The 14,292-nt window shown below is 65.4% G+C and carries 11 protein-coding genes; 5 read left to right on the plus strand and 6 right to left on the minus strand.

The genetic code is table 11. The annotated features are described in order from the left end of the window. Positions 1 to 33 precede the first annotated feature (33 nt). Entirely contained in the window at positions 34 to 1,056 is a 1,023-nt protein-coding gene (gene meaB, locus ACNQFN_RS19120; protein ID WP_418647281.1) for a methylmalonyl Co-A mutase-associated GTPase MeaB, read from the minus strand. 76 nt (positions 1,057 to 1,132) lie between these two features. Beyond that, positions 1,133 to 3,298, minus strand: a complete 2,166-nt coding sequence (scpA, locus tag ACNQFN_RS19125) for a methylmalonyl-CoA mutase (protein ID WP_068635869.1) — start codon at positions 3,296 to 3,298, stop codon at positions 1,133 to 1,135. A gap of 331 nt (positions 3,299 to 3,629) precedes the next feature. Here scpA and ACNQFN_RS19130 point away from each other — a divergent pair, with 331 nt between their 5' ends. Further along, complete coding sequence (locus tag ACNQFN_RS19130) at positions 3,630 to 4,325, plus strand: GntR family transcriptional regulator (RefSeq protein WP_068635870.1); 696 nt, start codon at positions 3,630 to 3,632, stop codon at positions 4,323 to 4,325. A gap of 272 nt (positions 4,326 to 4,597) precedes the next feature. Continuing rightward, on the plus strand, positions 4,598 to 5,269 hold the full coding sequence (locus ACNQFN_RS19135) for a choice-of-anchor E domain-containing protein (RefSeq protein ID WP_068635871.1): 672 nt from the start codon (positions 4,598 to 4,600) through the stop codon (positions 5,267 to 5,269). A gap of 72 nt (positions 5,270 to 5,341) precedes the next feature. Here ACNQFN_RS19135 and ACNQFN_RS19140 read toward each other — a convergent pair whose 3' ends face one another. From ACNQFN_RS19140 to ACNQFN_RS19150, 3 genes are all read right to left on the minus strand, one after another. After that, positions 5,342 to 6,634, minus strand: a complete 1,293-nt coding sequence (locus tag ACNQFN_RS19140; RefSeq protein WP_418648937.1) for a hemolysin family protein — start codon at positions 6,632 to 6,634, stop codon at positions 5,342 to 5,344. Between the two features lie 202 nt (positions 6,635 to 6,836). After that, positions 6,837 to 8,513: a cation acetate symporter gene (locus ACNQFN_RS19145; protein WP_418648938.1), complete on the minus strand. Its 1,677-nt coding sequence runs from the start codon at positions 8,511 to 8,513 to the stop codon at positions 6,837 to 6,839. Continuing rightward, complete coding sequence (locus ACNQFN_RS19150; RefSeq protein ID WP_068635873.1) at positions 8,513 to 8,833, minus strand: DUF485 domain-containing protein; 321 nt, start codon at positions 8,831 to 8,833, stop codon at positions 8,513 to 8,515. The genes ACNQFN_RS19145 and ACNQFN_RS19150 overlap by 1 nt, the downstream gene beginning before the upstream one ends. Positions 8,834 to 9,001: 168 nt before the next feature. On the opposite strand from ACNQFN_RS19150, the gene ACNQFN_RS19155 reads away from it, so the two are divergent. Further along, a complete protein-coding gene (locus ACNQFN_RS19155) occupies positions 9,002 to 9,784 on the plus strand; it encodes an enoyl-CoA hydratase/isomerase family protein (protein ID WP_418647282.1) in 783 nt (260 codons plus the stop codon). Between the two features lie 34 nt (positions 9,785 to 9,818). Here the strand turns inward: ACNQFN_RS19155 and ACNQFN_RS19160 are convergent, their stop codons facing one another. Further along, on the minus strand, positions 9,819 to 11,258 hold the full coding sequence (locus ACNQFN_RS19160) for a TolC family outer membrane protein (RefSeq protein WP_068635875.1): 1,440 nt from the start codon (positions 11,256 to 11,258) through the stop codon (positions 9,819 to 9,821). A gap of 278 nt (positions 11,259 to 11,536) precedes the next feature. On the opposite strand from ACNQFN_RS19160, the gene ACNQFN_RS19165 reads away from it, so the two are divergent. Then, positions 11,537 to 12,196, plus strand: coding sequence for a transglutaminase-like cysteine peptidase (locus ACNQFN_RS19165; protein ID WP_169802956.1), 660 nt, complete (start codon positions 11,537 to 11,539; stop codon positions 12,194 to 12,196). A gap of 28 nt (positions 12,197 to 12,224) precedes the next feature. Beyond that, positions 12,225 to 14,159: a LapD/MoxY N-terminal periplasmic domain-containing protein gene (locus tag ACNQFN_RS19170; RefSeq protein WP_068635876.1), complete on the plus strand. Its 1,935-nt coding sequence runs from the start codon at positions 12,225 to 12,227 to the stop codon at positions 14,157 to 14,159. Positions 14,160 to 14,292 lie beyond the last annotated feature (133 nt).

The raw sequence follows: 14,292 nt of genomic DNA on the forward strand, positions 1-14,292 counted from the left end.
GATCGGGTACCCACGGCCCCCGTTTGCTTCGATTCAAAGATGGCCGAGCAGGCGCTGCGCGGCGATCGAGGGCGTGGTGCCGCCCTCCTGCACCGCGCGCGCAAGTTCGGGCAACTCCTGCTTCACCAGCGGGTGGTTGCGGAAGCGGCTGCGCAAGCCTGCGTCGATCAGTTCCCACATCCACGCCATGGCCTGCTGCTGGCGCTTGGCGGCGAACTCGCCCGAGGCCGTCAGCGCCTTGCGGTAATCCGTCACCGCGGTCCAGAAATCGGCAATGCCCTGCTTGTGCAGCGCCGACAGCGTCAGCACCGGCACCGCCCAGTTGGAACTGGCCGGGCGCAGCATGTGCAGCGCGGTCTTGATCTGCGAGCGGGCGCGCATCGCCGCGGCAGGGTCGATGTCGGCCTTGTTGATGACGATCAGGTCGGCGATCTCCATGATCCCCTTCTTGATCGCCTGCAGGTCGTCGCCGGCATTGGGCAGCTGCAGCAGGCAGAAGATGTCGGTCATGCCGGCCACCGCGGTTTCGCTCTGGCCGACACCGACGGTCTCGACGATGATCACGTCGAAGCCGGCCGCCTCGCACACCAGCATCGATTCACGCGTCTTCTCGGCCACGCCGCCCAGGCTGCAGGCCGACGGGCTGGGGCGGATGAAGGCGGCGGGGTTCTGGCTGAGCAGTTCCATCCGCGTCTTGTCGCCGAGGATCGAGCCGCCGGTGACCGAGGACGAAGGGTCCACCGCCAGCACGGCGACGCGCAGCCCCTGTTCGATCAGATACAGCCCCAGCGCTTCGATGAAGGTCGACTTGCCCACTCCCGGCACGCCGGAGATGCCGACCCGCATCGCCCTGCCGGTATGCGGCAGCAGGGCTTCGAGCACGCGCTGGGCACGCAGCTTGTGGTCTTCGCGCTGCGATTCGATCAGCGTGATGGTCTTGGCCAGCGGACGCAGCTGGCCCGCGGTCACGCCATCGACGAGGCTGCGATCGGCGGCATCGAGACCGGTGTTCGCGGCATTCGTCGGGAGCGGCAATTCAGGCATGTTCATCGGCATCGGGACTGCGGGTGCATCGGTCGGCGCGTGCCGCGTGCGGCGGTTGAACCGCACGCGGCCATCGGCATGCGCCGGCTCAGGCGCTCTTGCGGGCGGCGCGGATCTGCTTCAGCACCTCGCGGGCGGCGGTCGGAATCGGCGTGCCCGGGCCGAAGATGCCCTTGGCGCCGGCAGCATACAGCGCATCGTAGTCCTGCGCCGGAATCACGCCGCCGACGAAGGTGATGATGTCCTCGGCGCCCAGCTTCTTCAGTTCGTTGACGATCTGCGGCACCAGGGTCTTGTGGCCGGCGGCCAGGCTGGAGCAACCCACCGCATGCACGTCGTTCTCGACCGCGTGGCGGGCCGCTTCTTCCGGAGTCTGGAAGAGCGGGCCGATGTCGATGTCGAAGCCGAGGTCGGCGAAGGCCGAGGCCACCACCTTGGCGCCGCGGTCGTGGCCGTCCTGGCCGAGCTTGGCGATCATCACGCGCGGACGGCGGCCCTCTTCGGCGATGAAGGCGTCGATGTCGGCCTTCAGCGCCTTCCAGTCTTCCTGTTCTTCCACGACGGCTCCATAGACACCGGACACGGCCTGGGGGTTGGCGCGGAAACGGCCGAAGACCTTTTCCAGCGCATCCGAGACTTCGCCCACCGAGGCGCGCAGGCGGATCGCCTTCACCGTCAGGTCGAGCAGGTTGCCCTCGCCGCCCTCGGCGCACCGGGTCAGCGCATCCAGCGCGGCCTGCACCGCGGCGGCGTCGCGCGTCACGCGCATCCTGTTGAGGCGGGCGATCTGCGCTTCGCGCACCGCATGGTTGTCGATGTCGAGGATCTCGATCGGGTCTTCCTTGGCCAGCTTGTACTTGTTGACGCCGACGATGACATCCTTGCCCGAATCGATGCGCGCCTGCTTGTCGGCGGCGCACTCCTCGACCTTCATCTTGGCCCAGCCGGACTCGACGGCCTTGGTCATGCCGCCCATGGCCTCGATTTCCTCGATCAGCGCCCAGGCCTTGTCGGCCATGTCCTGGGTGAGCTTTTCCATCATGTAGGAGCCGGCCCAGGGATCGACGACGTTACAGATGTGGGTTTCTTCCTGGATGATGATCTGGGTGTTGCGCGCGATGCGGGCCGAGAACTCGGTCGGCAGCGCGATCGCTTCGTCGAGCGCGTTGGTGTGCAGCGACTGGGTGCCGCCGAACACCGCGGCCATCGCCTCGATGGTGGTGCGCACCACGTTGTTGTACGGGTCCTGCTCGGTGAGCGACCAGCCGGAAGTCTGCGAGTGGGTGCGCAGCATCATCGACTTGGCGCTCTTCGGCTCGAACTGCTTCATGATCCGCCACCACAGCAGGCGCGCGGCGCGCATCTTGGCGATCTCGAGGTAGAAGTTCATGCCCACCGCCCAGAAGAAGGACAAGCGGCCGGCGAAGGTGTCGACGTCCATGCCCGACTTGATGCCGGTGCGCACGTATTCCAGGCCGTCGGCCAGCGTGAAGGCCAGCTCGATGGCCTGGTTCGCGCCCGCTTCCTGGATGTGGTAGCCCGAGATCGAGATGCTGTTGAACTTGGGCATGTTGGCCGACGTGTACTTGAAGATGTCGGCGATGATCCGCATCGACGGCTCGGGCGGATAGATGTAGGTGTTGCGGACCATAAACTCCTTGAGGATGTCGTTCTGGATGGTCCCCGACAGCTTCTCCTGCGGCACGCCCTGCTCTTCGGCTGCGACGATGTAGCCGGCCAGGATCGGCAGCACCGCGCCGTTCATCGTCATCGATACCGAGATCTTGTCGAGTGGAATGCCGTCGAACAGGATCTTCATGTCCTCGACCGAATCGATCGCCACGCCGGCCTTGCCGACGTCGCCGGTCACGCGCGGATGGTCGGAGTCGTAGCCGCGATGGGTGGCGAGGTCGAAAGCCACCGACACGCCCTGGCCGCCGGCGGCGAGCGCCTTGCGGTAGAAGGCGTTGGACGCCTCGGCGGTGGAAAAGCCGGCGTACTGGCGGATCGTCCACGGCTTGACCGCGTACATGGTCGGCTGCGGGCCGCGCAGGAAAGGTTCGAAGCCGGGCAGCGTGTCGGCGTGCGGCAGGTTCTCGGTGTCGGCCTTCGTATACAGCGGCTTGACCGTCAGGCCTTCGGGCGTGATCCAGTTGAGCTTTTCGATGTCGCCGCCGGGGGCATGCTTGGCGGCGGCCTTTTTCCAGGCCTCCGGATCGGGCTGGGGGTAGATAGGCTCATTGGCGTTCGACATGGAAACCTCTTGGACTCAGGCGCCGCAATTGCGGCAGTTCAATATCAGGGTGGCGGCGCAGCCCGGTCGGCGCTTGCGGCGACGGAGCCGCTCGCGGCGCGATGCCACGAGCGGCCGTCGACGCCCCGTCGCACTGCACGGCCCCTCTCCTGTCGCCAGCTCATGGTCCGGCGCCTCCCATGCCGTGCAGCGTGAGGGAGTGACTGGTTGCAAACCTTGAATAATACTTTATCCATAATTATGAACGCAAACACGATGCAACAGGGCGATAATGGCCATCTCCAAAACCGGCCAAGACACGGTAAAAACACACTCCGTCCACATTCCACCCATGAAAGCATCCCGTATCGCTCCACTCGCCCTCTACCAGGAAGTCGCCGAACGCCTGCGCGAACGGATCTTCTCGCATGAACTCCCTCCCGGCACCTGGGTGGATGAACAGGCGCTGGCCGAGCATTACGGCATCTCGCGCACGCCGTTGCGCGAGGCGCTGAAAGTGCTCGCGTCCGAGGGGCTGGTGACCCTCAAGCCGCGCCGCGGCTGCTACGTGACCGAGATCTCCGAACGCGACCTGGACGAAGTGTTCTCCGTCATGGCCCTGCTCGAAGGGGAATGCGCGCGCACGGTCGTAGCCCGCGCGAGCGACAAGCAGCTGGAAGAGCTCGAGACGATACATGCGGAACTCGAGCGCGCCGCCGCAGCCCAGGACATCGAAGGCTTCTTCGAAGCCAACCAGTGCTTTCACCGCGCCATCCAGGAGTTCGCCGACAATCACTGGCTGCTGCACGTGATCGAGGACCTGCGCAAGGTCATCAAGCTCTCGCGCCATCACTCGCTGTTTTCGGAAGGGCGGCTCGAGCAATCGCTGGCCGAGCACCGCGCCATCCTCGGTGCACTGATGGCCCGCGACGCCGACGCGGCCGAGTCCCTGATGCGCGCCCACATCCGCAACGGCCGCGAGGCCGTGGCACGCATCGCGGCCGCGAGGACGAAGCAGCCCGAGCGCATCGCAACGCTGGGCGGTTAGGCGGGGCACCGCCAGCCCTCATCATTGGCATGGCCGAAATACCGCCTTCAACCGGATTGCATCAGGCGGCAAGACAGCGTCACCCGTGACGGGCGCATCCGGCATGGTCGGAAATCGATGTCGGCTTTCTTTACACCGAGAGCATCCGAATCTCATGCCAAAAAATAAATCATTTATTTCCAATGCTTTGGAAAGCATGGCACGGTACATGCTTGAATGAGCTGGCATTTCCATCAACGCTCCTGAGCCACTTGAACAGGTACCAAAAAGTCATGAAAAAAACCGCTTTTGCCATCGCTCTCGCCACCCTGGCTGCCGGCGCCAACGCTGCCGTGATCTCGTACGACGTTCCGCTGTCGCTGCAGACCACTGAAATCAATCAGAATCTCGGCCTTAGCCAGTTCGACTCCAGCCTTGGCACACTCAACTCGGTTTCGATTGAACTGTTCGGCCAAGCCATTTCGTCGGCTTCGATTCTCAACAGCGCAGCCCAGGCCCAGAACTTCGGCTTCACCAGCACACTGTTCCTGACTTTCTCGGGCAGCTCCATCGGCGACATCATTTCGCTCGAGTTGTTCAACACCGGCACCATCCCGGGCTCGAACGCGCTCGGCCAGATCAGCATCGCTGCCGGTCAAACCTACGACTTGGGTACAACCGATGTCAGCGACTCGGTCATCCTGAACGTTGACGCCGCAAACTTTGCTGCATTCATTGGCAGCGGCGCCCTTGATCTGCGGTGCGAAAGCCTGGTGAGCAACACCCAAGTCGGCGGCGGCGGCAACATTACCGTGACGCAAGAAACCGTTGCCGGTTGCGGCGCCAAGGTGACCTACACTTACGACGATACCCCGCCGACCAATAACGTTCCGGAACCCGGTTCGCTGGCTCTGCTGGGCCTCGGTCTGATCGGCCTCGGCGCCCTGCGTCGCAAGAAGGCCTGACAAGCCGGCCGCGACAGCGCAGCAAAAGCCGCCCTCTCGGGGCGGTTTTTTCGTCTACGGCTCACGCCGGCATCATTCGACCGGCCCCGCCTCCCGCGTCACCAGCACCTGGTCGATGCGGTAGTTATCGATATCGACGACTTCGAATTTGTAGCCCGCATAGAGTACCGAATCGGTCCGGCGCGGTACCTTGCGCAGGCGGTACATCAGGAAGCCGGCCACCGTCTCGTAGTTCTCGAAACCCTCGAAGACCTCGATATCGAGCGCCTGCATGACGTCCTCGATCGGCGTGACGCCGTCGATCAGCCAGGAGTGATCGTCGCGGCGCACGATCAGCTCTTCCTGGAAGGGGCTGACCAGATCGCCCATCACGGTGTTCATGACGTCCTGCAGCGACAGCAGGCCGACCACCAGCGCATATTCGTTGATGACCAGGGCGAAATCCTCCTTGGCGTCGCGGAAGCGCTCCAGGGCCTCGAACAGGCTCAGGGTGTCCGGCAGCATCAGGATCTTGCGCACGATCGGCTGGGTGCGCAGCGACAGATCCTGGCCCTGGACGATGCGCGGCAGGATGTCCTTGGAGTCGACGTAGCCGATCACGCTGTCGATGCCGGCCTCGCACACCGGGAACTTGCCGTGCGGGTGCTCGGCGATCTTGCGCCGGATACTCTCCTCCGATTCGGACAGGGTCAGGAAGACGATGCTCTCGCGCGCAGTCATGGCCGAGGGCACGATGCGCGAATCGAGCTCGAACACGTTGCTGATCAGGTGCTGCTCCTGGCGCAGCAGCGCGCCGGTCTGCGCACCGGCGTCGGCCATCGCGACGATGTCGTCGGCAGTGATGTCCTCGGCGCGCGCACCCGGCACCTTCAGCCAGCGGAACAAGATGTCCGCCAGGCCGTTGAACACCCACACCAGCGGCGCGAACAGCCACACGCACAGCAGCATCGGCCGCACCACGATCATGGCGATGCGCTCGGGCCTGACCATCGCCAGCCGCTTGGGCATCAGGTCGGCGAACAGCACGAACAGGGAAGTCACGAACACGAAGGACACGGCGAAGCTCAGCGTCCCCAGCATCGGGCCGTCGTACAGCGGCCGCAGCAGCGCCTCCACATGCGGCGACAGCGCCTGTTCGCCGACGATGCCGCCGAGAATGCTGACCGCGTTGAGCCCGATCTGCACCACGGTGAAGAAATTGCCCGGACTGTCCTGCAGCGCAAGCACCTGCCGGGCCTTGGCGTCGCCCCCTTCGGCCAGGAGGCGCAGCTTGACCTTGCGCGAGGCCGCCAGCGATATCTCGGACATGGACAGGAAGGCACTGACTGCGATGAGCAGCAGGATGAGCAGCAACTGATCGAGCAGCACGATGGCTCCTTCGGGATGGGGTCCCGCCGGAAGGCAAAACCAGGATGGATCGCCCGGGAGTTTATCACTCCGCCATCCTGCCCCTGCCGGAAGCCCGGCCGCACGGCGCCATGATGGCAAAAACCCGCCGCACATCGCTGTGCGGCGGGTTTTCCGATCGGCGGCGCGGAGCGGCGAAGCGCCCGCGCCGAATGCTGCATCAGTGCGCCGAAGCCGTGGCCGCGCCGACGCCCGTCTGGGCGCGCACATACTGGTCTTCGAAAGCTTCGATCTCGGCCCTGGCCTCCGTGCTGCCGTCCATCTTCGACACCAGGATGGCAGCGAGGAAGGCAAGCGGCATCGAGAACAGCGCCGGCTGGGTGTAGGGGAAGATCGGCGAGGCGAAGCCCAGCACGTCGACCCACACCGACTTCGACAGCACGACGAAGGTCACCGCGCTGAACAGGCCCAGATAGCCGCCGGCCAGCGCACCCTTGGTCGTCAGCCCCTTCCAGTACATCGACAGGATCAGCACCGGGAAGTTGGCCGACGCGGCGACGCCGAAGGCCAGCGCGACCATGAAGGCGATGTTCATCTTCTCGAAGGCCATGCCCAGCAGCACCGCGACGATGCCCAGGCCGATGGTGGCGAACTTGGAGACCTTGATCTCGGTCGCTTCGTTGGCCTTGCCCTTCATGATGACGCGAGCGTAGATGTCGTGCGAGATCGCCGACGCCCCGGCCAGCGCCAGGCCGGCCACCACCGCCAGGATGGTGGCGAAGGCCACGGCCGACAGGAAGCCCAGCAGCAGGTTGCCGCCGACGGCCTGCGCCAGGTGCATGGCGATCATGTTGCCGCCGCCGATGACCTTGCCGCCGATCTCGCCGCCTTCGAAGAACTGCGGATTCTGGCCGACGATGATGATCGCGCACACGCCCATGATGGCGATGACGTTGAAGAAGTAGGCGACGATGCCCGATGCGTACAGCACCGACTTGCGCGCCTCCTTGGCGTCGGTCACGGTGAAGAAGCGCATCAGGATGTGCGGCAGGCCGGCGGTACCGAACATCAGGCCCAGGCCGAGCGAGATCGAGGTGACCGGATCGGCCAGCAGGCTGCCGGGGTTGAGCAGCTTCTGGCCCAGCTTATGCACTTCCATCGCGCGGGTGGTCAGTTCGTCGAACGAGAAGCCGAACTGGCTGAAGGCCAGCACACCCACCGCAGTACCGCCGATCAGCAGCATGCAGGCCTTGATGATCTGCACCCAGGTCGTCGCCACCATGCCGCCGAAGGTGACGTACACCATCATCAGGATACCGACCACGAACAGCGCGATGTTGTAGTCCAGGCCGAACAGCAGCTTGATGAGCTGGCCGGCACCGACCATCTGCGCCACCAGGTAGAAGCACACCACGGTCAGCGAGCTGATCGCCGCCATCGTCCGCACCTTGCCCTGGTTGAGGCGGTAGGCGGTGATGTCGGCGAAGGTGAACTTGCCCAGGTTGCGCAGGCGCTCGGCCATCAGGAACAGGATGATGGGCCAGCCGACGAAGAAGGCCAGCATGTAGATGTAGGCGTCGACGCCCTGCATGTACATCATCGCCATCAGGCCGAGCAGCGTGGCGGCGGACATGTAGTCACCGGCGATCGCGAGGCCGTTCTGGAAGCCGGTGATGCCGCCGCCCGCGGTATAGAAGTCGGACGCCGACTTGGTGCGGCTGGCCGCCCAGTAGGTGATGCCGAGCGTCAGCAGCACGAACACGAAGAACATCACGATGGCGTGCAGGTTCAGCGGCTGCTTCTCCACTTCGCCGATGGCCGGCTTGGCCAGCGCGAGCGCCGGCACGGACAGCGCGAGCAGGGCCGCGCCGATACGGGATACGAATCGCTTGTTCATCATTTTTCCGCCTTCCATGCAGCCTGGACGATTTCCTTGTTGATGTCGTCGAATTCGCCGTTGGCGCGACGGACATAAACCAGGGTCAGGGCCCAGAAAACGATGAACTGCACCAGACCGGCGACGATGCCGAAAGTCCAGTTGCTGCCTTCGAACAGACGCTTGCCGATCAGCTCGGGCGCGAACGCCACCAGCAGGATGAAACCGTAAAACACCACCAGAACGATGGCCGCAAGAACCGCCGCGAAGCGGGTCCGCTTGGTCACCAGTTCCGTAAACCGCGGATTGCGCCGGATGTGCGCATAGACTGAGCTAGACACTTTCTCCCTCCTCAAGGAAAAGCAACGTTGTGAAACGCCGCCTCCTCCACCCCTCCTTTCAGCGAGCGGCCGTCTGACGCGGCGTCCCGATCCGGCGGATGATATATCATTCATAAGATTCCATACACGTCCGTATGGAAAATTTTTATTTGCTTGCACGCACATACCATGGACTCGAAGATCTCGCTCGATTGCGCGGACGGCATCGCCACCATCGCGCTGAACAACCCGGCCAAGCTCAACGCGGTGAATGCGGCGATGTGGCGCGGCCTGTCCGCGGCCATGCAACGTGTGGCGAACGACCCGTCGATACGCTGCGTCATCCTGCGCGGTGCCGGCGACGAGGCTTTCGCCGCCGGCGGCGACATCGAGGAATTCCTGACCGTGCGCGCCACGGTGGACGACGCCCTGCACTATCACGAGGAACTGGTCGCTGGCGCGCTGGAGGCCGTCCGCAATTGCGCGGTGCCGACGGTGGCTGCGATCCGCGGCGCCTGCATCGGCGGAGGGCTGGAGATCGCCGGCTGCTGCGACATCCGCATCGCCGGCGAGTCGTCGCGCTTCGGCGCGCCGATCAACAGGCTGGGATTCTCGATGTATCCGGGCGAGATGGCCGGCCTGCTGGCGCTGGTCGGCCCGGCGGTGGTGCTGGAGATCCTGCTCGAGGGCCGCATCCTGGACGCGCGCGAGGCGCTGCAGAAAGGCCTGCTGTCACGCGTCGTCGATGACGGGAAGGTGTTCGGCGAAGCGGCAGCCTGCGCCGCGCGCATCCGCGCCGGCGCCCCGCTGGTCGCGCGCTGGCACAAGCAGTGGGTGAAACGGCTGATGGGCGGCACGCCGCTGTCCGAGGCGGAGAAACGCCAGGCGTTCGACTTCCTGGCGACGGACGATTACCGCGAAGGGCTGGACGCCTTCCTGAACAAGAGAACGCCCCGGTTCACGGGGCGTTGAATCCGGCTGCGAGACCAGGGGAAACGGCAGGCCTTCAACGCTCGCCGGCTTCCCTCAGCGCTGCCTGGAACAAGGCTTCCTTGTCGATCTCGAGCGGCAGCGGCGCATCCGGCGGGCAGATCGAAGCCGGGTCGATCGTCTCGTCCTCGGCGCCCAGTTCGGCCGGTGTCGGCATGTCGTCGCGCGCGATGTCGAGCGTGCTCATCAGGCTACCCATGCCGTTGAGCGTGCGCGCCTGGGCCACGGACAGGTCGTAGCGGGCATTCACGTAGGCCCGCCGGGCCTGGAAGTATTCGTTCTCGCTGTCGAGCAGGTCGAGCAGCGTGCGCTGGCCGATGTCGAACTGGGCCCGATAGGCTTCACGCGCCTTCTCGATCGACAGCTGATGCTGGTCCAGATACGTCAATTGCTCCTGCAGGCGCTGGCTGTCGTTGTAGGCGATGGACAGCGTCTGGCGCAGATCGCGGCAGGCCTTTTCGCGCAGATCCTTGCTGATGTTCAGCTCTTCGGCCGCCTGGCGGATTCGTGCCTGATCGGCGCCGCCCCGGTACAGGTTGTAGGTGAACACGAGTTCCACCACGCCTTCGCGGGTGTTGCCCGACACGCCGTCGAGATTCCGGTCCAGCGCCTGGTGGGCCCGCAGGTCCAGACGCGGATGGTTGGCGGCGCGGCGCGCATCGACCATCGCCTGGCCGGCACGCACGTTCTCCACCGCGGCGTAGAGCGCCGGGTTGATGGTGAACGCGGTACGCAGCGCCTCATGCACCGAAGCCGGCAGCTTGTCGCGCCCGAGCACCTCGGGCAGCGCGGCCAGGGTCTCGTCGGGCACCGCGCCGACGATGCGCAGGTAGCGGGTGCCGACATCGTGCAGGTTGGACACTTCGGTCAACAGGTTCGACTCGGCCAGCGCCAGGCGCCCGCTTGCCTGCTCCAGGTCGACCCGCCGCCCCACGCCCGCATTGGCGCGTTCGGCAATCTGCTCGTGCACCCGCTTGTGCTCGACATAGTTCTGCTTGGCCAGCGCCACCAGTTCGCGGTAACGGAGCACGTCGGCATAGGCACGCACGGATTCCAGTGCGGCGCTTTCGGACGCATCGACCAGTTCGTGGTAGCGCACCAGCCGGGCGTGGCCGAAGTGCCTGACCTGATTGCGGGTGAAGAAGCCGTCATAGACCATCTGCCTGAGCGACAGCACCGCACCGCGACGGCTGTAGGTTTCGGCATCCTCGCCCGGCCGCTTCAGCCTTTCGCGCCCGATGCCGGCGGCCAGATCGACTTCCGGCAGATAAGCGCCACGGACGGCGTCCTGCTCGGCCTCCGAGGCCTTGAAGGCGTTCCAGCGCGCCTGCACTTCGGGGTTCGACACCACCGCCTGGCGCGCCGCATCGCGCAACTGCTCCGGCACCTGAGCCACGGACAACGAAGGCAGCGCCGCCAGCACCGCGGCAGAAATCAACGTATATAGTCTTTGCATTCTTTTTGTTTCCCCATGTACTCGTCCGGCGCACATCGCGCATACGCCACACGCATGAACCCGCAGCAAGCATCGGCAACGATGGTAATGGCCCGATCCCGAAGCATCTGCCAATTAATTAACGTCGCCGGTCAACTAAGGGCATCGCCACGGCTCCGCTGCCGCGGCGATCCACCATAATCGCCCCCCACAGTCCTCCTCCCCCGTCCATGCCCGCCACAGCCACCGCCCGCCGCCGCTCAGGACTCGCTCCGCCAGCGTTCGCGGCGTGGCTGTGCATGCTGTGCTTCAGCGCCCTTGTCGGCGCAGTCCCCGCCTTTCCGGGCTTCGACCGCATGCAGCAGATCGCGGCGCAGCGCTACGGCCAGTCGGCGGTGAAAGCTGTCCTCGCCTGGCGGCAACTGCTCGACGATCTGCAGCAGGAAGGGCATTCCGTCGAAGACAAGCTCAGCCGGGTGAATGCCTTCTTCAATGCGCGCCTCCGCTTCGACGACGACATCGCGGTATGGCGCGTGGCCGACTACTGGGCGACACCGCTCGAAGCGCTGGCCCGCGCCGCCGGCGACTGCGAGGACTTCGCCATCGCCAAGTACATGACGCTGCGCCTGCTCGGCATCGACGACAGCCGCCTCCGCCTGATCTACGTGCGCGCCCGCATCGGCGGACCGGACAGCCAGGTATCGCAGGCCCACATGGTTCTGGGCTACTACCCCGAACCAAGCGCGGAACCGCTGATCCTCGACAACCTGATCCGCGACATCCGGCCGGCCGCACGGCGCCCCGATCTCTTCCCGGTATTCAGCTTCAATGCCGATGGCCTGTGGGTCGCCGGCGCCCTGCAGCCGTCGGCCGCCCCTGGCGCCCGGCTGTCGCGCTGGCGCGACGTGCTCGACCGCGCCCGCGCCGAAGGCCTCGTCCTTCCCGGCAAACAGCCATGAACGCCCTTTCTTCCGGAGCCACCGCACCATGTCCCTGATCAAGCAACTCTGGCTCGCGATCGCCCTGGTCACCGCGCTATCGCTCGGTGGCAGTTTCATCGTCAGCACCTTGTCGGCCCGCCACTACCTGCAACAGGAACTGGCGCTCAAGAACATGGACAACGCCACCTCGCTGGCCCTGTCCCTGTCGCAGATGCCCAAGGATGGCGTCACCGTCGAACTGCAGATCGCCGCCCAGTTCGACACCGGGCACTATCGCCTGATCCGTCTGACGGGCCCGGGCGGCGACGTGCTCGTCGAACGCGAATACGGCGGCGAGGCGGCAAAAGCGCCACACTGGTTCATGGCTCTGGTACCGATCGAAACCCGTGCCGGCATCGCCCAGGTACAGGACGGCTGGCACCAGTTCGGTACGCTTCAGGTCGAGACGCACGACCGCTACGCCTACGATTCGCTGTGGACGTCCACCCAGCAGTTGCTGTGGTGGTTCCTGGGCAGCGGACTGCTGGCCGGACTGATCGGCACCTTCGCGCTGAAACGGCTCACCCGTCCGCTCGAAAGCATGGTCGAGCAGGCGGAAGCCATCGGCAACCGCCGCTTCATCACCATTCCCGAGCCGCGCACGCTGGAGTTCCGCAGCGTCGTGCGCGCCCTGAACGCCTTGTCCGAACGCATCCGCACGATGCTGACCCAGGAATCGCAAAGACTGGAGCAGTTGCGCCGCCAGACCCAGCACGACGAGCTGACCGGCCTGTTCAACCGCTCGCAGTTCCTGAATCAGCTCGATGCCGCCCTGTCGCGCCACGACGCCGATGCCAGCGGCTTCATCTACGCGCTGCGGATCACCAGCCTGGCCGAACTGAACCGGCACGCCGGGCGCGCCAGGGTGGACGAAACGCTCGTTCGGCTCGCTGCCGCGCTGCGCGCCTTCCCTCTCCCCGCCGCCCGGCTCGACCATGGCCGCCTGAACGCATCCGAGTTCGCGCTCCTGGCCCAGGGCGAAGGCGAAGACAGCCTCGGCATGCTCGACACACTGACCGCGCAATTGCATGCGCTCGTGCGCGAGCAATTGCCGGAAGCGGAGCTCTTCGCCGCGAGCGCCCACTACACCGCTGGCGAAGCGCGCGGCCCCTTGCTGGCATCTCTCGATGGCGCCCTCGCCAGGGCTGAACAGAGCGGCGCCCGCCACACCGTGATCGCCGACGCACGGCCGCCGCTATACACCAGCGCCGATGCCTGGCGGACGGCCATCGTGAAAGCGCTGGAGCACGGCGGCCTGGCCCTGCATCGCTTTCCGGTGCTCGACATGGCGGGGCAGGTGATCCATTACGAATCTCCGGTCCGGCTCTGCCTGGCAGGCGACTGGCTCAATGCCGGACAATTTCTGCCCTGGGCCGCCCGCTGCGGCCAGGCCGAGCGGATCGATGCGCAGGTGCTCGCCACGGCCTGCGAAACACTCGCCAGGGATCCTGCCTGCCCGGGGCTGTCAATCAATCTGTCCACCGAGGCGCTCGGCCACACCAGCATGCGCGAGAGCTTCATCGCCACGCTGCAGGCCCATCGCCAGATCGCGCGCCGGCTGTGGGTGGACGTGCAGGAAAGCTCCGCGCTGCGCCACCCGACCGAGTTCCGCATGCTCTGCACCGCATTGAGCGCGCTCGGCTGCAAAGTCGGGCTGAAGCATGCCGGACAGGATTTTGCCCACATCCCCGGGCTGCACGAACTGGGGCTCGATTACATCAAGATCAGCGCAGCCTTCATCCGCGACATCGACCACACACCGGGCAATCAGACCCTGGTACACAGCTTATGCACGCTCGCCCACTCCATCGGGCTGACGGTGATTGCCGAAGGCGTCGGCAATCCCGGCGAAGCCTCGACCCTGGCCGGGCTCGGACTGGACGGCATGACCGGACCCGGCCTGCCGGCCGCGCCCGATCGAACCATGCCCGGCTCGCGGTGACGGCAGCGCCTTTCTTTGCGTGATCGAGGAACACGGTCACGCTTCACGACGGCAGCTGCATGCCAGAATTCCGGGTGTGGCCGGCACTTCCCGGCGACACCCGGCCGATGCCACTGACATCACATCGAGCCGT

The organism is Thauera butanivorans, from assembly GCF_048398245.1.
Classification (GTDB): Bacteria; Pseudomonadota; Gammaproteobacteria; order Burkholderiales; family Rhodocyclaceae; genus Thauera; species Thauera butanivorans.